Here is a 20,248-nt window from a genome sequence, read left to right on the forward strand (position 1 = left end):
TTTTTAACTTTGTACCTTGTTTTAGAGTTATTATCGATTTTAATGAGCAGATTCGAATTCTTCCAAAAAACGTTGATCGTTCTCTGAAAACATTCGAAGGTCTTTTACTTGGTATTTTAAATTTGTAATGCGCTCTATTCCCATTCCAAGTGCATATCCGGTATAAATTTTACTATCTATGCCACAGGCTTCCAATACATTCGGATCTACCATTCCGCAACCTAATATCTCAACCCATCCGGTATGTTTACAGAACGAACACCCTTTTCCTCCACATAAGTTACAAGATATGTCCATTTCTGCAGACGGTTCGGTAAAAGGAAAGTATGAAGGACGCAGACGAATCTTTGTGTCAGGACCGAACATTTCTTTTGCAAAAAACAGCAATGCCTGTTTCAAATCTGCAAAAGAAACGTTCTTATCTACATAAAGGGCTTCTACTTGATGAAAGAAACAATGAGCTCTGGCGGAGATCGCTTCATTTCGATATACACGTCCCGGACAGATAATACGAATCGGTGGTTGCGAATGTTCCATTACCCGAGTCTGTACGGAAGATGTGTGGGTACGAAGTAAAATATCCGGACTACGTTGAATAAAAAACGTATCTTGCATGTCTCTTGCCGGATGATCTTCTGCAAAATTCAATGATGAGAATACATGCCAGTCATCTTCAATCTCAGGACCTTCTGCTATAGAAAAGCCTAAACGTCCGAAAATTTCGCATATTTCGTTTTTTACAAGCGAAATAGGATGACGAGTTCCTACATTAACAGGATAAGCTGTTCGCGTGAGATCTATCAGGTTGTTTTCTTGAGAATTGCTATCAAGGTTTTCTTTTAATTCATTAATGCGATTGAGTGCTTTCTCTTTCAGTTCGTTTAAAAGTTTGCCGACTTCTTTTTTGTTTTCGGCAGCAACATTCCTGAAATCATTAAAAAGAAGAGATATTTCTCCTTTTTTACTTAAATATTTTATACGTAAAGCCTCTATTTCGTCTGCCTTAGATGCTTTTAATGCGTCTATTTCTGCTTTAAGTCGGTTTATTTTATCAATCATGATTTTGCTATTTTCCTGTTTTTAGCTGCAAATTTAATAATTAATAGTGACTTAAAAAGTCGTTTGGGAGGTAAATATTTTATAAATCAAAAAAAACAGTTACGTTTGTACATTGCATTTCGAAATTCGGTTATATGGATTTATCAGAAATAACGCTTCGTGTGAAGCAATTTATCGATTCAAGAATACATCTTGATAAAACTATGCCTGTTCTTATTGGTCTTAGCGGAGGGGCTGATTCTGTTGCTTTATCGGATATTTTAGTTACATTAGGCTATCGATGTATTGCTTGCCATTGTAATTTTCAGTTACGGGGAGATGAGGCGGAAAGAGATATGGTGTTTGCCCGGGATATGGCACAGACATTGAATATTCCTTTTCGCAGTGTACGTTTCGACACAGAAATGTATGCTTCCCAAAAACATATATCTATCGAAATGGCTTGTCGTGAGTTACGTTATGAATGGTTTGAGGAACAGCGTAAGAAAATCGGTGCTGGAGCGATAGCTATTGCTCATCATAGGGATGATTCGGTCGAAACTGTTCTTTTAAATTTAATTAGAGGTACGGGAATATCCGGACTTACAGGAATTCATCCTGTCAACGGGTATATTGTGAGACCGTTGTTGTGTTTAAGCCGAAAGGATATTGAGTCATATTTGTCGTTGCGTGGATTACCTTATATTACGGATCGGACAAATAAGGAAGATATTTATGTGCGAAATAAAATTCGTTTACAAGTTTTACCTTTATTGGAAAGTATAAATCCGTCTGTTTATGCAACAATAGAACGCACGGCATCTAATTTATACGAGACAGAACAGTTATATCGTTTTGTCATAAGTTCAATTATAGATGAAATAACAGAACATAAAGACAACGAATTACATATCGAAATATCAAGACTATTTGCTTCTCCGTCTCCACGTACATTATTGTTTGAGATTTTAAGACCTTTTGGATTTTTGCCTGTTCAATTAGATGAGATTTTGAGAATGGCTTCAGCCATATCTGGAAAATATATTTTATCGGGAACTCATATTTTATTAAAGGATCGGGGATTTTTTATTGTAAAAGAAAAAGACGTTTGCAAAAATGATGTTGTCGTTATTTCTGAAAATGTTTTGAAAATATCTTATCCGGTAAAATTAGAGTTTTCCCGGATCAATAGAACTTCTGAATATGAAATTCCTAAAGATGCATGTATTGCGGTATTTGATGCGGATAAGGTCAGTTTTCCGTTAATGATCAGATGTTGGAAAGACGGAGATCGTTTTATTCCGTTCGGAATGAAGGGTAGCCGTAAACTGAGTGATTATTTCAGAGATAAGAAATTTACATTATACCAAAAGCAAAAAGCCTATGTCCTGCTTTCGAAAAATGAAATTATTTGGGTAATAGGGGAAAGAACTTCCGATAAATTCAGAGTTGACGGAAAAACAACTCATATTTTGGAAATAAAATGTGAAAAATAATTAATACAAAAACTTATTGTTAACCATTTTTGTTGTATTTCCAAAAAACAAGTGTACATTTGTAGCGAAATAAAAGAGGGTTATAGGCTCTCTATCTCAAATTATTTCTGAACAAATTCCAATTAATATTATTTTATTATAGTTTTTGCCTTACTTTTTTAAGGCAATGATTTTGATTAATGTAGTTAACTCTATCACACCAATATAGATTCATGTATAACATTCTGGAACTAAAAGATAAGTCTTTGGAAGACTTGAAAGTAATAGCCCAAGAAATGGGTATAAAAAAAATTGATGCTTCTGAAAAAGATGATTTAGTATATAAGATATTAGATCAGCAAGCAATTGATATAGCAGGTAAAAAAGTTGCGGCTCAAGCAGAAACAAATGCTGCGAAGAAAAAAAAGTCAACAACTAAGGCTGCAAAGTCTAAAACCCCTGTCAAAAAAACAGAGACAGAAACGATTGTAGCGGTAACGGTCTCTGCCGAACAAGAACCTATCGTAGAAAAAAAGACGACGAAAGGACGTAAGCCAAAAGCTGAGAAAACAGTTGAGTCTACTGTCGAAAATAATAAGTCGGATATTTCAGAGCCAATTGCAGTAGAAGAAACAATACAAAAAGAACCTGAACCTCTCAAAACGAAAAAAGCGAAATTTTCACATCCGGCTTTGAAAGAGCAGGTGGAACTGCCTGTCCCCGAAAATGATGAAGTCGCAGTTATAGAGAAAACTGCTGAAACGGAAAGCATTGAGAAACCTAAGGCACGAAAAGTTTTTAAGAAAGAGACATCCGAGCAACAGCAAGAAAATGTTTTGAAAGATGAGAAAAAAGAATCTGCTTCTGAAATTTCAAAACTTACAGACAAACCGGCAGCAGAAGTCCCGGTAAAAGAAAAAATTCAGTATGAGATGCCTCTGCCGATGCAATCCGAAACTCATTTGGAAACATTTTTCCCTCGAAGCGAACGGCAACGTTTTGTACCGCGCAATCAACAACAACGCTACTCAAATAATAATTTAAATAATCAGAGTAAAGACATACAGCAAACTGTGCAGCAGCCAGAACGTGTTAATAACGAAACTAAGGTTGCAGAAAAGCCCTATGAATTTGAAGGTATACTTACAGGAAACGGAGTTCTTGAAATGATGCCCGACGGCTACGGCTTTTTGCGCTCTTCTGATTATAATTATTTGACATCTCCCGATGATATATATGTTTCTCAATCCCAAATTAAGCTTTTTGGCCTGAAAACAGGAGATGTGGTAGAAGGACCAATTCGCCCACCGAAAGAAGGAGAAAAATATTTCCCACTGGTTAAAGTAGAAAAAATTAATGGACGTACTCCGGAATATGTTCGTGATCGAGTACCGTTTGACCATTTGACACCTTTGTTCCCTGAAGAAAAATTTAAGCTGACCACCGGTCGTGCAAATGATATTTCAGCAAGAGTCGTAGATATGTTCTCTCCGATAGGTAAGGGACAACGCGGGCTAATTGTCGCTCAGCCGAAAACAGGAAAGACCATGCTTCTGAAAGACATTGCCAATGCTATTGCCGAAAATCATCCGGAAGTGTTTATGATTATACTGTTGATTGATGAACGTCCTGAAGAAGTGACCGATATGGCTCGTAGTGTAAAAGCAGAAGTAATATCTTCGACATTTGACGAACCGGCTGAGAGACATGTAAAAGTTGCTAGTATAGTTTTAGAAAAAGCAAAACGGATGGTAGAGTGTGGCCATGATGTCGTTATTCTTTTAGATTCTATTACTCGTCTTGCTCGTGCTTATAATACGGTCTCTCCTGCGTCCGGGAAAGTCCTCTCCGGTGGTGTGGATGCAAATGCGCTACATAAACCGAAAAGATTTTTCGGAGCAGCTCGTAACATAGAGAACGGGGGAAGTCTCACGATTATAGCGACAGCTCTTACCGATACCGGCTCTAAAATGGATGATGTGATTTTTGAAGAGTTTAAAGGGACAGGGAATATGGAGTTACAGTTAGATCGTAAGCTCTCTAATAAGCGGATTTTCCCTGCTGTCGATATTACAGCTTCGAGTACTCGTAGAGATGATTTGCTTCTCGATAAAGATACATTGAATAGGATGTGGATATTAAGAAAATATTTGTCGGATATGAATTCTATAGAAGCAATGGAATTCATTAAGGACAGAATGGAAAAGACATCTTCTAATGAAGAATTATTATTGTCTATGAATGACTAATGTCCTTTCTGTAAAAAAATAAGAAATGACCTGTGTTGTTCGTTCTTCACAGGTTATTTTTATATCTTTAGGAAGGATAAAAAATGCATATCTGCCTGAATGACAGAGTAAAGCAGAAAATAAGAAAGTTGTCGGTAACGATTTAGCGATCATGTAACTGTGTTGAACTGCTGCGCTTTACAACTCGTCGAACAACTCTATGCAAGTGTAGTGAATACCCCGGAAACTACAAAATAAACAATCTGAATTTTGTAGAAAATGCGGACAGAATTTTTTTGTCCGTATTACTCATCGTTGTTGTTTCATTTTATAACCAAGAAACTTTTTACAGGAGGAGCAAGCCGACTGCTCCAAATAGGAGTTTCGACAATCAGTGTATCGTATTCATCGATATTTTCGACTTGTGTAACCAATGCCGGACGAATATCATTATCCAATTCTTGCCGGGCACGTGCTGTAACTTCATTATATACCGAAGAATAAGGTTCTTCGACTTCTATTTCTACAATGTCGCAGCCCGTCAGTTCTTAAATAGTATTTGCTACGGCACAAGTATTTCCACTCCACGAGAAATAGACAATCAACATTTTGCTTGCTTCCGTTGTTGGGCGGTCAGGCATCGGTATTTCTTCTGCTGATGTTCCGCTACTGCATGATACGATGCAGAATAATAAAGCCGTAAATAAATAATTAAACATTTTCATACTTATAATTCTTAGTCTAAATTCTTTTCGTATAGCCACTTTGATAATAAATCCGCCACTTCAATATTATTCAAGTCCGACATTGGGAAGTGGGTATTGCCGTGCAGACCGGTTTCCGGCAGATGGATAACCGTCACATCACCGCCCAACTCATTGAGCATCTTTGCCCATTGGCGCATCAAATGCAGACGGCGTGTCCATTCGTATAGTTCCGGTCGTTCGTCCGTTTCAGGCAGATTGTCGCCATAATAGACGATAATCGGAATTTCTGTGTACTTCATAAAGTCGGACATCGGGACTTCTACTCCTTCCGTTTTCTTCGATAAGGTCAGTATCTTTCCTTCCTCGGGTACTTGTCCTTCCGGGAATGGAATACCACCACCCGGCTCGTAGGAAACAATCGCCTTAATATTGTCGGTTTTAAGCAACGTACGCCAACCTACCGGGCCGCCTTGCGAGTGAGTGACGAATATCGCCGGACCTATCTTGTCGAACAAAGCGGCGTAGGCATCGGAATAGACCTCGAAATCCACGGTGCCAATGTTGGGTGTCATTTGGCGGAAAAACTGGTCAAGGGCTTCCTTGCTGCGGCTGAATTGCACACCCTCGAAATAATCGGGATATATCCCCACACGAAAACGGTTGAACCACTCTTCTTCATCAAAGGCAGGAGATATAGTAACAGTTTCCGTACCACGCCCTGCATTACCACGCCGAGGTTGGTCAACAAGGTAGGTGGAAAAGCCACGCCGCAAGAAGATATTCTGAAATCCCTCCCGTCCGTCCGGTGTGGTTTCCCACGTTTTGGAGAACTGACCTACACCGTGTGCAAAAACAAGTGGGTATTTCCGTGCATCAACAGGCTTTTGATAGAATACATAGGCATGGTCGCCGTGATAGTTACGCCCCAATGAATCGGTCAATACCGTGCCGCCTACGGCGAAACTGCCTTGTTCGGCTATTTGCAAGACATTTCCGTTGTGGGTGTTGCAACTTAATAATAAAGCAACGACAGCCATATAGAAGATTATCTTTCTCATGCGTTATTTCTGTATTTTCGATTCCTGCAAGGCATCGTAACGGCTACCGATAACCGGAATTGCGGCTACCGCCTTTTCCAATTCTGTCATTTCTTCTGCCGAGAACACAATATCGCAAGTCCGCAGGTTTTCTTCCAAATGCGAGAGTTTGGTTGTACCGGGAATAGGGACTATAAACGGTTTCTTGTTCATCAGCCAAGCCAATGTTACCTGTGCAGGGGTAATCCCTCTTGTTCGTCCGAAAGCGTTCAGCACTTCCACGATGCGATAGTTGGCACGAATGGCTTCGGGCTGGAAACGTGGCAGGGTTTGTCGGTTGTCATTGGTAGTGTCGAATTGTGTGTATTCGTTAATCATACCACCGAGAAAACCTCTGTTTAGCGGACTATAAGGTACGAAACCGATACCCAATTCCTCGCAAAGAGCCAGTATGCCGTTTTCTTCGACCGCACGGTGCATGAAATGATATTCGCTTTGGATAGCTGTAACAGGACAGACCTTGTGCGCACGGCGGATTGTTTCCGTATTGACTTCGCACATTCCCCAATGCAGGATTTTACCCTCTTTGATAAGCTCACTGCACGTTTCCGCCACTATTTCGATAGGCGTGTTCGGGTCTATGCGGTGTTGGTAGAACATACCGAGTGTTTCCACTCCGAGATTGCGCAGGGAGTTTTCGCACACATGGCGAATGTTTGCAGGGGTACTGTCTTCTTCGGTTTTTACTTGTACGCCGTTCACGAACTTATGCCCGAATTTCGATGATACAAATACCCGGTCGGTATAGCCTTTCAGGGCTTCACCAACCAACTTTTCATTGATATGATAGCCATAGCTTTCTGCCGTATCGAAAAGGGTGACACCACGTTCCACGGCTTCACGAACTAATGCTATTTCCTTATCCTTACTTGGATATTGGCTGCGGTTGTGGTTCAGTCCCATGCAACCATATCCCATTGCGGATACGGTAAATGCTGCCTTTCCGCTGCCCAATGTGCGTTGCATGCGGACAGCCGCCATACTTGCCGGAAAGGTTGTTACCGATGTAGATGACTTGCCTGCAATGGCTCTTTCTGCTGCCGTTACTTTCTCCAATGTGGGTGTGACACAGATTGCCGTACCAGTCAATATCGTTCGTTTCAGAAAACTGCGGCGGCTCATTTCGTTGTTCTGTTCCGTTTTCATATCTATTACATTTTTTATTTATTAATATTAGTCATCTCCAAGGATTCCATAAAGAAGTCCGTCAGTTTGTCAAAGGGAATTTTGTCCGTTTGATCGTATAAGTCCACATGGCTGGCATTGGGAACAATATATAACTCTTTCGGCTCGTCAGCCTGTTTGTAAGCATCTTCGCTGAAATAACGTGAATGGGCGTTTTCGCCGGCTATAAACAATACCGGGCGAGGCGAAATATCTTTGATTTGAGCAAAAGGATAGAAATTGGTCAGTGCCGCCATGCTTGTAAAGCGTGTACCGAGATAGCGGGGATGCAGCCCGCGCTTGGGATTGCGGTAGTAGTCGTAGAACTCTTTTTGCACTTCATTGACATTATTCGGCAGTTGTTCAGGTGTACCGAAACGGATGCGTGGTTCTTCACCTTCCGCTTCACGCCAACGCTGTCGGGCAACTTCGGAAAACATCGCCTTGCGTTGCTCATCGGTCATTGCATCGCCCAACCCATTACGTGTGGCACGTCCCATATCGTACATGCTTACCGTAGCTAATGCACGGATACGAGGGTCTATGGATGCAGCGCATACGGAAAAGCCGCCGCTTCCGCAAATTCCTATTACACCGATACGTTCCCTATCGACAAATGGCTGTATGCCGAGCCAATCTACCGAAGCACTGAAATCTTCCATCAAGGCATCGGGCGATACCGTATGGCGGGGCATACCGCCGCTTTCTCCTTGATAGGACGCATCGAAAGCCAGTGTGACAAAACCATGTTTAGCCATTTCCTGTGCGTACAATCCGGCACACTGTTCTTTTACTGCTCCAAACGGATGCCCGATAATCAGAGCTGGGTATTTGATATTTATATCCGTGTCTGTCGGCATATAAAGGTCGGCTGCCAGCATAATGTCATAGCGGTTTTTGTAGAATACTTTTCTTACCGTTACCTTATCGTCTGCTATGAATGTCTTTGGAGGTTCCGGTTTCCATTCGGAAGCACGGACAAGCGTAACGATTTCATCGACCTGCGTATCTGTCAGACCATTGTATTTTCCATGAGCGATATGTACTTTTAACTCGTTTTCTACACCCTCCATTGCGGCAAGCATGGCGATAGTTGCCAATTCCCTTGTCTTCCAATCCAGATTATCACGTCCGAAAATATCGCCAAAAAGATGTGCTTTGAGGTATTGGTCGATTGCCGGAGCAAAAGCCAATACCGCACCCTGCGCGTCCCGTCCGAACAGTTTGCGTTGATTGGCAGCCCCGTATTCCACACTTCTGCTTACTTCTTGCAAGGTCGGCAATGCTCCTTCGGCATCGTTGATGCCCCGTGCCTTGCGTTCTTGCAATACACCTATAAATGTGTTTAATGCACCCATGCTACGGGGAAAACCGCAATAGGCATAGAGTTGAACAAGCACTTCCTTTATTTCATTTACAGATAGTCCGGCATCCAGTCCGGCAGTCAGAGCCGTAGTCAGTCCCGGCTTATCTCCCTTTGCTGCGCTGCCACTGATAGCGGCGATTTGTCTTTCTTTCAGATTCAACATACTTTCTTTATTTTGGGCATAATTGCTGCTTATGCAGAATAAAGCACAAGCGATACATACCAATAACTTTTTCATATCCGTTGTGTTTTAATAAATTATGGTACAAAGGTAGGGGGAATAATCAACCTGTAATGTATCAATTTTGCGGATAGAAAAACCAATTTTATAGGTCGGGGTGTGTAACGCAGGCTGTTATCTATATATCTATAAAATTGGTCATATTTCAGATAAAATTGAAACATATAATGTTATCAGAACGGCTTATCTTTGCCGGGAAAGAAGTAATTTTGTATTCAGTAAATGATAGGTTATGAATGAAATAACAAAACTCGATACAGTGCAGCACTATTGTGACCTTTTCGGTATTGAAGCGTTACATCCGCTGATAAGTATCGTTGATTGTGACAAGATGCCCCCCATTCGTCATGGACGAAGACTCTACAATCTCTATGCGATCTTGCTGAAAGATACGGATTGTGGAACTATGAGTTACGGAAGAAGCATATACGATTATGAAAAGGGAACTGTTCTTTTTGCAGCTCCGGGACAAGTCATGGGTGCTGATGATGACGGCAAACTTCATCAACCGGCAGGTTGGGCATTGGTATTCCACCCCGAACTGTTACGGGGAACTCCGTTGGCAAGCATGATGAAAGATTATACCTATTTCTCATACAATGCCAACGAAGCTCTGCATCTGTCGGAACACGAACGCCGGACGATTACGGAGTGTATGGAGAAGATACAGATCGAATTGCAATATCCCATTGACAAGCACAGCAAATCGCTGATTGTGGATAATATCAAACTATTGCTTGACTACTGCATCCGTTTTTATGACCGTCAGTTCATCACCCGTGAAAATGCCAATAAAGATATTCTGATACGTTTTGAGAATCTGGTGGATGATTATTTAGCATCGAATATTTCTGCCGAAAAGGGTATGCTTTCCGTGCAATATTGCGCTGACAAGCTCTGCCTTTCTGCCAGTTATTTAGGTGATTTGTTGAAAAAGGAAACCGGAGTATCTGCATTGAAGCATATCCAGCAAAAGATGCTCGATGTGGCAAAAGAACGGGTATTTGATACATCAAGATCTATCAGCGAGATTGCATACGAATTAGGTTTTCAATATCCACAGCATTTCAGCCGTTGGTTCAAGAAAATAACAGGATGTACGCCGAATGAATATAGAACAGCAAATTAGTTTTGCTTCTTGTTTCGTGAATGATTGATCAGCAAAACACCGGATAAACAAGTATAGCTGCAATCGGTGCGTCCCAGCTAAAAATATCTTGCCCAATCAAAATCACAACGATAGAAACTATAATTGGTTGTAGATTGATGTAAATGCTGGCAATGGTGGGTTGTATGCGTTTAAGTGCAACAGGATATAATAGATTATTGAGTACTGTTGCGAACAATAATACAAATCCAAGTTGAAACAACGGCTGTAATCGAAATGCGGACGGATTAAATGATTGCATTTGCAGATCATTTATACAGAACGGGATTACAAATAGTGCGGCAAACAGAAACATCCATTTTTGAAGTGTGACAGGAGAATATTTTACTGCGACTTTTCGTATAATGATTAAATAAAAACCAAGCATAACAGTATTAGTAATAGCAAAAATAATTCCCAACAAAACTCTTATTGTTTTTTTATTGGTAACTTCTCTTAAAAATAATACAGAAAGAAGCATGACTACAATAGGATTTTAGAGCTACAATAAGTGCAAAATTATAATTCAACCTCCACGCAAAAGAAAGATAGGTACAAGCACCGAAATGCCACCAAGAGCAATAATCGCCAAATCTTTAGTATTGACTTTTTCTCTTTTTGAAAAAAAGACCGATTATCCAAAACATCAAAGTAGCAAACAAAATACGTGAAACGACAAGTTCAATCGGCGTTAATCACCTTGTCAGGAGAGATTTGCCGATAGGTACATTAAATGTCTTCTTTGATGCCACGTGACGTTCTTTTCGATACCGCACTTCTTCGCTATTGCCTTGATGCTGTTTTTGCAGTTGACGTAGCACGAAACGGGCAGTAATTTATTCCTTTCGGCCATGCTGTCGTATTTCTCAATGATATGTTTGGCGACATCTAATAACCAGATATTGGTTTCGATACCCGTTTTCTGTCGGTTCGTATCAATCCACAGATGACCGTCGAACGAGGTGCGCAGGTTGGCTTTCGTCAGGTTCGCCATATCCGTCCACTCAATCCCGTAAAGGTGCAGAAAATGAATAGGTTGCGGATCGGTTCATAGCTTTTCTTTTTGAATGTGCGGTTGATCAGTAGTTTGATTTTCTCTTTGGTCAGAAAGCTCCGTTTGGTCTCCTCCTTCGTGATACTTGTATGCGAAGAACGGGTCGCGCTGCAGCAAGCCGTTATTGACGGCTATGAAGATAATCTTCCGCAGCAGTATCATGTACGACTACACTGTGTTGTTGCAGTAGTTCTTTTCGATTTTGAGGAACAGCTCGAAATCGGTGATAAACGCAGGCTTTTGAGCTTGTCCACTTGTTTCTTGTAATTCTCGTTGTGTTGCCGAATACCGCTAGCAGCTTTTCGTGGTTCATACTCAAACCTAAATAGGTATTGCGCATTTTTTCGGCGGCGACATAGTTATCTTGGGCGGCGATCTCGAAAAAAGTAATGGAATAGTAACGCAACGCCGGTTTCAATTGGCTTTGAGAGGGAGGGCGTGTGGCTTCATACTTGTAGTCAAAATTTTCTCTAAATCCTTTATTTTCAACCTTCTTGCTCTTATCTGCCCTATTTCTCGTTTTTTATCGCTATCTTTGAGCATGATGAGAAAAAAATATTCATATTTTATTGTGTTGTCTATGATTTTATTGAGTAGTTGCCATACAATAAACCGGACGACAACTACTTCCGATTTGTCTATATTCAAATCGTTGGGGGTAGAACTTAATAGGAATGATTTTATTCCACTATACAAAGAAGCGGCTTCATGGATAGGAACACCGTATAAATATAGTGGAAATACGCGTTCAGGGGTTGATTGTTCGGGCCTTACTTGTATTATTTATCGTACGGTTTATGGTATCTTGTTAGACCGATCATCCGAAAATATTTATAAAAATTGTACTCATATTTCTAAGAAGCACTTGAAAGAAGGTGATTTGGTCTTTTTCTCTACAGGAAAAAAACAAAAGATAAATCATGTTGGTATTTATTTGAAAAATGGATATTTTATTCACTCTTCAACATCTAAAGGTGTTGTGATCAGTCACTTGAAAGAGTCCTATTATGCCGATAATTGGAAGGGTGGAGGAAGGATAAAAAAATAATGTCCATCTTTTTGAAGAGAGACATTATCTTTTAAATCGGTTTTCGTACTTACGTTTCGCAAGTTTATTATGTCCTTTAAATTATTTAAGTTTATAATAATTGACCAGTTCTGTTATACCATAAATAATTGCACATATACCGAACATGATCAAGATCGTATCTTGAGTTTCGAAAGGATTCAAGACGGTTATAATTCCGGCAATAAGAATTAATATAGGGGTGATATAATAGTATAAACTTATCGGGATGTTACGTTGTATATTAACCAATGATATAATTTGAGTTATGCCTCCTAAAACGAGAAGGAATCCGAGACAGTACATAAAAAATGCCGTGAAAAATTCCGGAATCAATGCCATACATAAGCCTAATAATATACTACCGGTACTTTCTATCAAAATATAAGAAGGTAATTTCATCCCTTCCTTAGACTTGCGTATCCAATAATTGATTAATGTGACAATTCCCGGTATGATAAAAAGGATACCGATAATTATGATAATCATGTTCGGGGCAAGTCTCGGCCATTTGATTAGTACGATTCCTATTATGATAGCAACAATACTTCTGACAATTGTATTTTTTAATTTGTACATAGCTTGAATATCTTTTATTATTCAGACAAAGATAACATAAAATTTGTTCTATATTCTATTTGTTTTGGTCTAAAATAACAGATTTTTTAGTATTTAAAACCCTTGTTGGGAATTATAGTTTTTACAGATTGGATTTAAATGGTTACATTTGTATAGTAAATAGTATAATTTTTATCTATGGGCACTCGAAAACGTCTGTTGGCTATTATAAATCCGATATCAGGAACTCACTCAAAAGTAAATATTCCTGAAACTATAAAAGCGACATTGGATGATAGTATATTTGATATTCAGATCAAATTTACTGAATATGCCGGGCATGCCACTATTTTGACGAAAGAGGCCGTAGCTGAAAAAACAGATTATGTACTTTCTGTAGGTGGAGACGGTACGTGTAACGAAATAGCAAAGGCTCTTATCCATTCCGATACGGCTTTAGGAATTATTCCTATCGGATCGGGTAACGGTTTGGCTCGTCATTTGGGAATTCCTATCGATGTCGTCCGCGCATTAAAGATCGTCAATGAGAATAGAACTGTAGCTTTGGACTACTGCAAAGCTAATGATAAAGTATTTTTCTGTACTTGTGGTGTCGGTTTCGATGCTTGGGTAAGTATGAAGTTTGCGGAAGATAAGCATAGGGGAGGACTTACCTATTTGAGAAAAGCTGTTACTGAGTATATGAAATATAAAACCGAGACTTATCGTTTGGAAAGTAAAGACGGATCGGTTAAAGAAAAAGCATTTTTGATAGCATGTGGTAATGCTTCCCAATATGGGAATAACGCATATATTGCTCCACGTGCCAATATGCAGGATGGAAAGTTGGATGTTACGATCATACGACCTTTTACTCCGTTTGATATAGGGCCGTTAGCAGTTCAATTGTTTACTAAACTTATAGACCGGAATAGTAATATTAAAACATTCGAAACAGAGTCTATATCTATCATTCGGGAAAAACCGGGAATCATGCATATAGATGGAGAACCGATAATGATGGATGCCCGTATAGATGTGAGCTGTATTCCGGGGGGATTGAAAGCCCTTGTTCCTGAGGAGAATAATAAAAAATCACTGATAGAGCCTATACAATCTGTATTCTGGGATGTTGTCGATACGATAAAAACGGAGTTGAATATTTAATTCCGTTATAAGAGACCTTTTAAATAGCTTTGTAATCGTTGAAATTCGATTTCAAAATTGGGTGTAAATATTTGCTTCCCTATATTTTGTTCAATTTCGTCAATGCTCCAAAAACGACCGGTTTCTACTTCATCTTTATCGGGAACTATCAGTCCGTCATATATAGTGTAGTAAGAATATACCATTTCCTTTTCTATCTCAGATTCAAAGATATATGAAAACGAAAAAGTCGGAGAGAAGTCCGTAATGCCCAGTTCTTCCCGAGTCTCGCGAAACAAAGCGTCTTCAACACTCTCACCGTAATCAACGTGTCCTCCGACTGCCGTATCCCATTTTCCCGGTTGAATATCTTTGTTCATAGCTCTTTTCTGGAGGTATAAATTTCCGTATTTATTAAAAATTTGTAGATGAATTACCGGATGTAAGAGTTTACTTCCGTTATGACATTCTTTACGAGTCGCTTTCCCTATTGTATGGCCTTGTTCGTCTATTATCGGAAATAGTTCCGTAGAATTATTCTTCATTTCGTTCTGTATTATATTTTTCTACAACCTTTTGAAGTTCCTCAGTCGAAATATCCGGTGGGCAATCAGAAAAATTAATTCTGAATGTACAGCCGTTTTTCCAGTTAGAACATCCATATGCAGATTTGCCTTTCAATATTTTCCCTTGCTTGCATATTGGACAAGTTATTTCATTTATTTCCGATTCAAGTCTTTGATTCTTTATTTCTTTTTTCCCCGGATTCGCATTTTTGCTTTTCTTTTTCGTATCTGTTTTTTTTGTTTTATTCGTTTCTATTTTTTCCGTATCTTGAATAGTAATGCTTCTATTGACAGAATCATTTCTGACATGGTTAACGATTTGAGTAACCATTATTTTAAGTTCATCTAAAAAATTTCGGGCATTATATTCACTATGCTCTATTTTTCTTAGTTTATTTTCCCATATACCCGTCAATTCAGCTGATTTTAGCAGTTCGTCCTGTATTGTTTGTATCAATTCTATACCGGTGGATGTCGGAATGAGATTTTTACGCTCTTTTCGGATATAATTCCGTTTAAAAAGGGTCTCTATTATTGCAGCACGAGTGGATGGACGTCCTATGCCGTTTTCTTTCAGAGCATCGCGTAATTCATCGTCATCTACTAATTTCCCGGCAGTTTCCATTGCTCTCAGCAAGGTAGCTTCGGTATATAACTTGGGTGGCTGCGTCCATTTCTCTGTTAAAGATGGTTCATGCGGCCCGTTTTCTCCTTTTATAAAGTCAGGCAGAACTTTTTCTTCTTCATTTTCTTTTTCCGGGTCTTTATCTTTTTCGAAAACGGTCCTCCAGCCGGGTTCTATAACTTGTTTCCCTGTTGTTTTGAATTCGACATTATTGACTTTTCCCAAAACAGTTGTTGTTGCGATTTTACAATCCGGATAAAATACTGCGATAAAACGACGAGCAACTAAATCATATACCTTCCGTTCATTATCCGTAAGATTATTTGGTCGTACGTTTGTCGGGATAATTGCGTGATGATCTGTTACTTTTGAATTGTCAAAAACTTTTTTAGGTTTGGGCAGTTTCCCTTTTTGTAAAGGGGTTATTAACGGTTCATAAATCGAATTAAAGGCTATGGCTTGCAGTATTCCGGGAACTTTAGGATAAATATCGTCACTTAAAAATGTGGTATCTACACGAGGATAGGTCGTTACTTTCTTTTCATACAAAGATTGTATCAATTTGAGTGTATCTTCTGCCGAAAATGCAAATTTCTTATTGCATTCTACTTGTAGAGATGTCAAATCAAAAAGTCGGGGAGGAGCTTCTTTCCCTTGTTTCTTGGAAACATCGGTTACTTCAAACGGGATTCCCAGAACTTCTTGCAAAAAAGACTCTCCTTCTTCTACCGTCTGAAAACGGCCTTTCGTAACAGAAAAGACGGTTTCTCTATATATTGTTTTGAGTTCCCAATAGGGTTGCGACACGAAATTATCAATTTCGAGCTGACGGTTGACGATCAAAGCTAAAGTAGGAGTCTGTACACGCCCTATTGATAAAACTTGTTTATTTTGGCCATATTTTAATGTATATAAACGGGTAGCGTTCATTCCCAATAACCAGTCTCCGATAGCTCTTGATAATCCGGCTTCATATAAAGTATTGAAATCTTCTTGTTTTTTCAAATTTTCAAAACCTTCCCGTATAGACTCTTCGGTAAGAGAGGATATCCATAGTCTATATACCGGACATTTGCAGCCGGCTTTTTGCATTACCCAACGTTGTATAAGTTCCCCTTCTTGTCCTGCATCACCGCAATTGATAACAGCCTCAGCTTTGGACATGAGAGTTTCGATAATACCGAATTGTTTCTCAATGCCTTTATCCTGAATCAGCTTTATACCGAATCGTTGAGGTATCATCGGAAGACTCCATAAAGACCACGATTTCCATTGTGGAGCATATTCGTGAGGCTCTTTCAATGTACAAAGATGACCGAATGTCCACGTAACCTGATATCCGTTCCCTTCATAATATCCGTCATGTCTGGTTTTTGCTCCTACGATGTCGGCAATTTCTTTTGCGACACTCGGTTTCTCGGCAATACAAACTTTCATTCGTTTACTGATTCGATTTTCTTTACAAATGTAAGATTTTAATTTTAATGCAGAAAAGAGCTTTCGTCGATAATCTTATATTATATTTGTAAATCATTTGATGAAGAATGATTATGCAAAGAATAAACTTCAAGAAATTTAATTCGGTCGGTTATTTTTGTTTAGGGGCATCAGCAGTTTATTGCCTGATATTTATCATTTATTCGTTTTATTGGTTGATTTCTCCTTATCCGAACGAATATCGGGAGTTTGCTAATATTGATATTACCCGTATGTTCCTCGAGGGAAAGAATCCGTATGATACGGTTAATATACCTCCTTTTTTTTATGTCTATGGATTTGTCGTGCCGTTATTGACATCTTGGTTATATTCCCTTATTAGTTTTATTCATATAGATATGTTGTTGTTTCAACGTCTTATCGCTTTATCCGGCACTATACTATGCGGTTGGATATCAGCGAAGGAGGTAAAAAATCAGACAAACTCGATTGTGTATGCCTTTCTTGCATTTTCGATAACTTTGATTGTCGGATGGAGCATGGGACTCTGTGTAGCCTTACCTAATACGTTAGGAGTTTTTGTTATGTTATTGACCTTATACAAAGCTAAAAGAATAAAAACTATCACAGATATTTGCGGGGTATCATTTCTAACCATATTGTCATTTTTTATAAAACAGTATTTTGTAATTGTCTGTGTGCCTGTATTTATATGGTTGTTATTCCGATCTAAAAAACAGGCTTTATATTATGTCTTGTTTTCGATTTTTTGCTTCATTTGTGCGGCAAGTTTTATAAACTATTTATATCCTGCTTTTTTTTCGATAGCTATTGTTCATCATTTAGCTATCGCATCACATAGTTTGTCTCATTTGATAAAGCAATTGGCTGTAACCGGATTGTTTTATTTTCCGTTGCTTTTACTTTTTTTGCTGGTAGTGTATAATCGGTATAAGAATATATCCGGGAAGATCATAATATCTTTTAATTTAGGGAAAGATCGGAATAGTCCATTAATAAAGTTGTCCGAAATGCCCGATATTTATGCTATATCCGTTTGTGTATATTTTATCGTTATACTTCGATTGGGAATGCATGAGGGAGCATATATGACTTATATCTACCAATTGTTTATACCGGTTTTAGCTATTTACACGCTATCCAGTATTGATATATTGAAAAAAGATAAATTAAAGAATGTTGTTCTTATAGGAACTGTTTTATTTTCGTTATACCATATCGGTCTTTTTATTAATATTCCGAGAGAGATGAATGATCGGGAAAAATCTGAATGGGAAAGTCTTTATAAGATTTTAGATGCAGACAAAACTAAAGGTGTACAGATATATTCCCCGTTATTAGCAAAATATGCGTGGGATAATCAACTCCCTGTTTGGAACAACGGACAGACGGAATATATTTCTACTTTACAAAATAGTAGTGTTATAAGTCATATTTTCCCGGAAGCGAATAAAATAGCGTTAAAGAATAGAGACTGGCAACTGCAACTCCATCAACAAATTTCGACTTTTCAAATACCTGTCATTATTACAGATAATCTTTCGTTTTTGACCTCTTCTTTTTTAAAACAGGCCGGATATTGCATAACAGACTCCGTTTCACTGAAGGCCGGAACTACTCCAAATTACACCGTTTATCGTTGGATACCGTGTCAGGTACGAAATTGATGTTGATTTCGTTCATGAATTGCTTTAAGAAAGGTTGTCCTATGTAGAATGTATATGTGTCGAATTCTTTCGATGTTAATTTCCTTTTCATTGTATTCAAACGAGGAATAAATTTTCTGGTATATAATAAATCGAGAGTGATTCCCGGATTCAGACCTAATTGACTCGTATATATGTCGTATGTTTTTTGTGTATTCAGTTTTTCTCTTATTAATATTTGTTCTGATGCGTATTTATGGTTGAATTCATACATTCTGGATGCAAAATTTTTAAAGTTTACAGTATCGCTTAGGTTCTTTAAATTCATAGAAAAGACGATTAACTCTTTTTCTTCCGTCGTTAATTTTACTCCGATATTCGCAAAAGAATCGATGAGGTCTGAAGATGAAATCTTTCGAGTGGCAAGAAGAGGATTCGACAGCTCTAATCTGTTGATAAATAATTTGTAGTCGGCAGCGAGAAGAGAATTTTCGTTATTTAGGGGTAGAGTTTTAAGAAATTGATAATACTCTTGCGGAATTTCTTGATTTGGAAACTTACGAGTATGATAAGTCTCATAATCAAGCAGCATACGGGCATAGGCGTAATCTGAATTTAGTAAAGCTATTTCCGCAGTCTTGCTTGAGATATTATTTTTTTTCAACCACACTTTTAGTTTCTCTCGTTGTTGATGATATTCTCTTGTATATTTTTCTTTGAAAAGGATAGGAGATAACGTTAATATATCTGTTGCTAACTCTTGTATATCATTATGAAATGATACACGGATATTCCTAAGCTCATAGTTCGTTTGAGCTAAGTTACCGTAATATTTTGCATAATTATCTTGTTTTTCGAGGTCTTCTATATTTCTAACAGGTGTAGTAAGACGATCCATTTCTGTCTCGACTAAGAGAGTATCTCCCGGTTCTATATAAAAATTGATATATCCTTTTTGGAAAAATAAAGTTTGTTGTACAGGGTAATATAGTTGTAATGTTGTTGTAAAGTTTCCAAGACTATCGATATTTACGGGAATTGTTCTCTGCTCTTTAGTTATTACGTTATCTAAATAAATCGATCCGTTTCCGAATCGAAGTCTTGGATGATAGCCGTTGATATGGCCTTTTAATACCGCAATATTCTTTTTTAAGATATTATTGAGTTTTACTGTATCTTGCTGTGAAATATTTTTATGAAATAATGCCGTTTGGATTGTATCTTTACCGGAAGATACAGAAGCGTCTTGTAAGTTTATATTGATGATTCGTATTGGGGAGTCTCCCGATCTTTCACATAAATCTATTGTTTTTATTTCTTTTGACAGAGCAGGGAAATCTATGCTGATATTGGCTTTTCCTTGTTCCGATACTTGAAATTTGCGATTAAAGTCAGTTCCGTCTATCTCGATAGCTTTCCACTCTTGCTTATCTGTCGGAGAGATAATATATAAGTCGGAATGAATGATCATCCATTGGCCGGGAATGTGATTGCACGTGGCATAAATACGAGTTAAATCATCTCTTATTTCTATGCTGTCTATGTTGAAAGTTGTCGTATTCCTCGCTTCAAAAGACGGTTTTCGAATAATTTTTGCTATACCGGGAACAAATTGGATAAATAAAAACAGAAGTGTAATAATGGTGATGCGCATAAAAACAATGTT

19 protein-coding genes are annotated in these 20,248 nt (G+C 38.5%); 7 read left to right on the top strand and 12 right to left on the bottom strand.

The window, feature by feature from the left end; all coding sequences use genetic code 11:
• Positions 1 to 39 precede the first annotated feature (39 nt).
• Positions 40 to 1,059 (bottom strand): phenylalanine--tRNA ligase subunit alpha, encoded by a 1,020-nt coding sequence (gene pheS / locus QUE35_RS01800; RefSeq protein WP_009316947.1) that lies wholly within the window; start codon positions 1,057 to 1,059, stop codon positions 40 to 42.
• A 134-nt stretch (positions 1,060 to 1,193) separates the two neighbouring features.
• Between pheS and tilS the strand changes: the two genes are divergently transcribed.
• Both tilS and rho read left to right on the top strand, forming a co-directional pair.
• Entirely contained in the window at positions 1,194 to 2,534 is a 1,341-nt protein-coding gene (gene tilS / locus QUE35_RS01805) for a tRNA lysidine(34) synthetase TilS (RefSeq protein WP_022600612.1), read from the top strand.
• 212 nt (positions 2,535 to 2,746) lie between these two features.
• A complete protein-coding gene (gene rho, locus QUE35_RS01810) occupies positions 2,747 to 4,762 on the top strand; it encodes a transcription termination factor Rho (RefSeq protein ID WP_009316950.1) in 2,016 nt (671 codons plus the stop codon).
• 302 nt (positions 4,763 to 5,064) lie between these two features.
• On the opposite strand, the gene QUE35_RS13715 is transcribed toward rho, so the two are convergent.
• Genes QUE35_RS13715 through QUE35_RS01835 form a run of 5 tightly spaced genes read right to left on the bottom strand, consistent with a single transcriptional unit; the run spans position 5,065 to position 9,313 of the window.
• Positions 5,065 to 5,286, bottom strand: coding sequence for a flavodoxin (locus QUE35_RS13715; protein ID WP_390886913.1), 222 nt, complete (start codon positions 5,284 to 5,286; stop codon positions 5,065 to 5,067).
• Between the two features lie 3 nt (positions 5,287 to 5,289).
• Positions 5,290 to 5,466: a hypothetical protein gene (locus QUE35_RS01820; RefSeq protein ID WP_009316951.1), complete on the bottom strand. Its 177-nt coding sequence runs from the start codon at positions 5,464 to 5,466 to the stop codon at positions 5,290 to 5,292.
• 11 nt (positions 5,467 to 5,477) lie between these two features.
• A complete protein-coding gene (locus QUE35_RS01825; protein ID WP_022600610.1) occupies positions 5,478 to 6,506 on the bottom strand; it encodes an alpha/beta hydrolase in 1,029 nt (342 codons plus the stop codon).
• 3 nt (positions 6,507 to 6,509) lie between these two features.
• Positions 6,510 to 7,691 (bottom strand): aldo/keto reductase, encoded by a 1,182-nt coding sequence (locus tag QUE35_RS01830; RefSeq protein ID WP_022600609.1) that lies wholly within the window; start codon positions 7,689 to 7,691, stop codon positions 6,510 to 6,512.
• A 14-nt stretch (positions 7,692 to 7,705) separates the two neighbouring features.
• Positions 7,706 to 9,313, bottom strand: a complete 1,608-nt coding sequence (locus tag QUE35_RS01835; protein WP_022600606.1) for a carboxymuconolactone decarboxylase family protein — start codon at positions 9,311 to 9,313, stop codon at positions 7,706 to 7,708.
• Between the two features lie 235 nt (positions 9,314 to 9,548).
• Here QUE35_RS01835 and QUE35_RS01840 point away from each other — a divergent pair, with 235 nt between their 5' ends.
• A complete protein-coding gene (locus tag QUE35_RS01840; RefSeq protein WP_022600604.1) occupies positions 9,549 to 10,445 on the top strand; it encodes a helix-turn-helix domain-containing protein in 897 nt (298 codons plus the stop codon).
• Between the two features lie 28 nt (positions 10,446 to 10,473).
• On the opposite strand, the gene QUE35_RS01845 is transcribed toward QUE35_RS01840, so the two are convergent.
• Both QUE35_RS01845 and QUE35_RS13720 read right to left on the bottom strand, forming a co-directional pair.
• Positions 10,474 to 10,851: an EamA family transporter gene (locus QUE35_RS01845; RefSeq protein WP_244925442.1), complete on the bottom strand. Its 378-nt coding sequence runs from the start codon at positions 10,849 to 10,851 to the stop codon at positions 10,474 to 10,476.
• A 315-nt stretch (positions 10,852 to 11,166) separates the two neighbouring features.
• Positions 11,167 to 11,457 carry a site-specific integrase gene (locus QUE35_RS13720; RefSeq protein WP_022600600.1) on the bottom strand — a complete coding sequence of 97 codons (291 nt, stop codon included), beginning with the start codon at positions 11,455 to 11,457 and terminating at the stop codon, positions 11,167 to 11,169.
• A 138-nt stretch (positions 11,458 to 11,595) separates the two neighbouring features.
• Between QUE35_RS13720 and QUE35_RS13725 the strand changes: the two genes are divergently transcribed.
• A complete protein-coding gene (locus QUE35_RS13725) occupies positions 11,596 to 11,784 on the top strand; it encodes a hypothetical protein (RefSeq protein WP_286261871.1) in 189 nt (62 codons plus the stop codon).
• Positions 11,785 to 12,097: 313 nt separating this feature from the next.
• On the top strand, positions 12,098 to 12,565 hold the full coding sequence (locus QUE35_RS01860) for a C40 family peptidase (protein ID WP_009316957.1): 468 nt from the start codon (positions 12,098 to 12,100) through the stop codon (positions 12,563 to 12,565).
• Between the two features lie 81 nt (positions 12,566 to 12,646).
• On the opposite strand, the gene QUE35_RS01865 is transcribed toward QUE35_RS01860, so the two are convergent.
• The gene (locus tag QUE35_RS01865) at positions 12,647 to 13,162 is read right to left on the bottom strand and encodes an HdeD family acid-resistance protein (RefSeq protein ID WP_022600593.1); all 516 of its coding nucleotides are present in this window, start codon (positions 13,160 to 13,162) and stop codon (positions 12,647 to 12,649) included.
• 177 nt (positions 13,163 to 13,339) lie between these two features.
• Here QUE35_RS01865 and QUE35_RS01870 point away from each other — a divergent pair, with 177 nt between their 5' ends.
• The gene (locus tag QUE35_RS01870) at positions 13,340 to 14,308 is read left to right on the top strand and encodes a diacylglycerol/lipid kinase family protein (protein ID WP_022391174.1); all 969 of its coding nucleotides are present in this window, start codon (positions 13,340 to 13,342) and stop codon (positions 14,306 to 14,308) included.
• Positions 14,309 to 14,313: 5 nt separating this feature from the next.
• On the opposite strand, the gene QUE35_RS01875 is transcribed toward QUE35_RS01870, so the two are convergent.
• A complete protein-coding gene (locus QUE35_RS01875) occupies positions 14,314 to 14,832 on the bottom strand; it encodes an NUDIX hydrolase (protein ID WP_009316960.1) in 519 nt (172 codons plus the stop codon).
• Positions 14,822 to 16,915 (bottom strand): DNA topoisomerase 3, encoded by a 2,094-nt coding sequence (locus QUE35_RS01880; RefSeq protein ID WP_022600591.1) that lies wholly within the window; start codon positions 16,913 to 16,915, stop codon positions 14,822 to 14,824. The genes QUE35_RS01875 and QUE35_RS01880 overlap by 11 nt, the downstream gene beginning before the upstream one ends.
• Before the next feature lie 113 nt (positions 16,916 to 17,028).
• On the opposite strand from QUE35_RS01880, the gene QUE35_RS01885 reads away from it, so the two are divergent.
• Complete coding sequence (locus QUE35_RS01885; protein WP_022600589.1) at positions 17,029 to 18,603, top strand: hypothetical protein; 1,575 nt, start codon at positions 17,029 to 17,031, stop codon at positions 18,601 to 18,603.
• Here the strand turns inward: QUE35_RS01885 and QUE35_RS01890 are convergent.
• Positions 18,551 to 20,236, bottom strand: coding sequence for a hypothetical protein (locus QUE35_RS01890; protein WP_022600587.1), 1,686 nt, complete (start codon positions 20,234 to 20,236; stop codon positions 18,551 to 18,553). The genes QUE35_RS01885 and QUE35_RS01890 overlap by 53 nt on opposite strands.
• Positions 20,237 to 20,248: the final 12 nt, after the last annotated feature.

The organism is Coprobacter fastidiosus (assembly GCF_030296935.1).
In the GTDB taxonomy this organism is placed as follows: Bacteria; Bacteroidota; Bacteroidia; order Bacteroidales; family Coprobacteraceae; genus Coprobacter; species Coprobacter fastidiosus.

What these genes read in the sequence shown, in the direction of transcription:
- QUE35_RS01820 (WP_009316951.1), bottom strand. Translation starts at nt 5,466, where the DNA reads ATGAAAATGTTTAATTATTTATTTACGGCTTTATTATTCTGCATCGTA.
- QUE35_RS13720 (WP_022600600.1), bottom strand. Translation starts at nt 11,457, where the DNA reads ATGGCGAACCTGACGAAAGCCAACCTGCGCACCTCGTTCGACGGTCAT.
- rho (WP_009316950.1), top strand. Translation starts at nt 2,747, where the DNA reads ATGTATAACATTCTGGAACTAAAAGATAAGTCTTTGGAAGACTTGAAA.
- QUE35_RS01840 (WP_022600604.1), top strand. Translation starts at nt 9,549, where the DNA reads ATGAATGAAATAACAAAACTCGATACAGTGCAGCACTATTGTGACCTT.
- pheS (WP_009316947.1), bottom strand. Translation starts at nt 1,059, where the DNA reads ATGATTGATAAAATAAACCGACTTAAAGCAGAAATAGACGCATTAAAA.
- QUE35_RS01835 (WP_022600606.1), bottom strand. Translation starts at nt 9,313, where the DNA reads ATGAAAAAGTTATTGGTATGTATCGCTTGTGCTTTATTCTGCATAAGC.
- QUE35_RS01865 (WP_022600593.1), bottom strand. Translation starts at nt 13,162, where the DNA reads ATGTACAAATTAAAAAATACAATTGTCAGAAGTATTGTTGCTATCATA.
- QUE35_RS01825 (WP_022600610.1), bottom strand. Translation starts at nt 6,506, where the DNA reads ATGAGAAAGATAATCTTCTATATGGCTGTCGTTGCTTTATTATTAAGT.
- QUE35_RS01875 (WP_009316960.1), bottom strand. Translation starts at nt 14,832, where the DNA reads ATGAAGAATAATTCTACGGAACTATTTCCGATAATAGACGAACAAGGC.
- QUE35_RS01880 (WP_022600591.1), bottom strand. Translation starts at nt 16,915, where the DNA reads ATGAAAGTTTGTATTGCCGAGAAACCGAGTGTCGCAAAAGAAATTGCC.
- QUE35_RS01885 (WP_022600589.1), top strand. Translation starts at nt 17,029, where the DNA reads ATGCAAAGAATAAACTTCAAGAAATTTAATTCGGTCGGTTATTTTTGT.
- QUE35_RS01890 (WP_022600587.1), bottom strand. Translation starts at nt 20,236, where the DNA reads ATGCGCATCACCATTATTACACTTCTGTTTTTATTTATCCAATTTGTT.
- QUE35_RS01860 (WP_009316957.1), top strand. Translation starts at nt 12,098, where the DNA reads ATGATTTTATTGAGTAGTTGCCATACAATAAACCGGACGACAACTACT.
- QUE35_RS01870 (WP_022391174.1), top strand. Translation starts at nt 13,340, where the DNA reads ATGGGCACTCGAAAACGTCTGTTGGCTATTATAAATCCGATATCAGGA.
- QUE35_RS01845 (WP_244925442.1), bottom strand. Translation starts at nt 10,851, where the DNA reads ATGCTTGGTTTTTATTTAATCATTATACGAAAAGTCGCAGTAAAATAT.
- tilS (WP_022600612.1), top strand. Translation starts at nt 1,194, where the DNA reads ATGGATTTATCAGAAATAACGCTTCGTGTGAAGCAATTTATCGATTCA.
- QUE35_RS01830 (WP_022600609.1), bottom strand. Translation starts at nt 7,691, where the DNA reads ATGAAAACGGAACAGAACAACGAAATGAGCCGCCGCAGTTTTCTGAAA.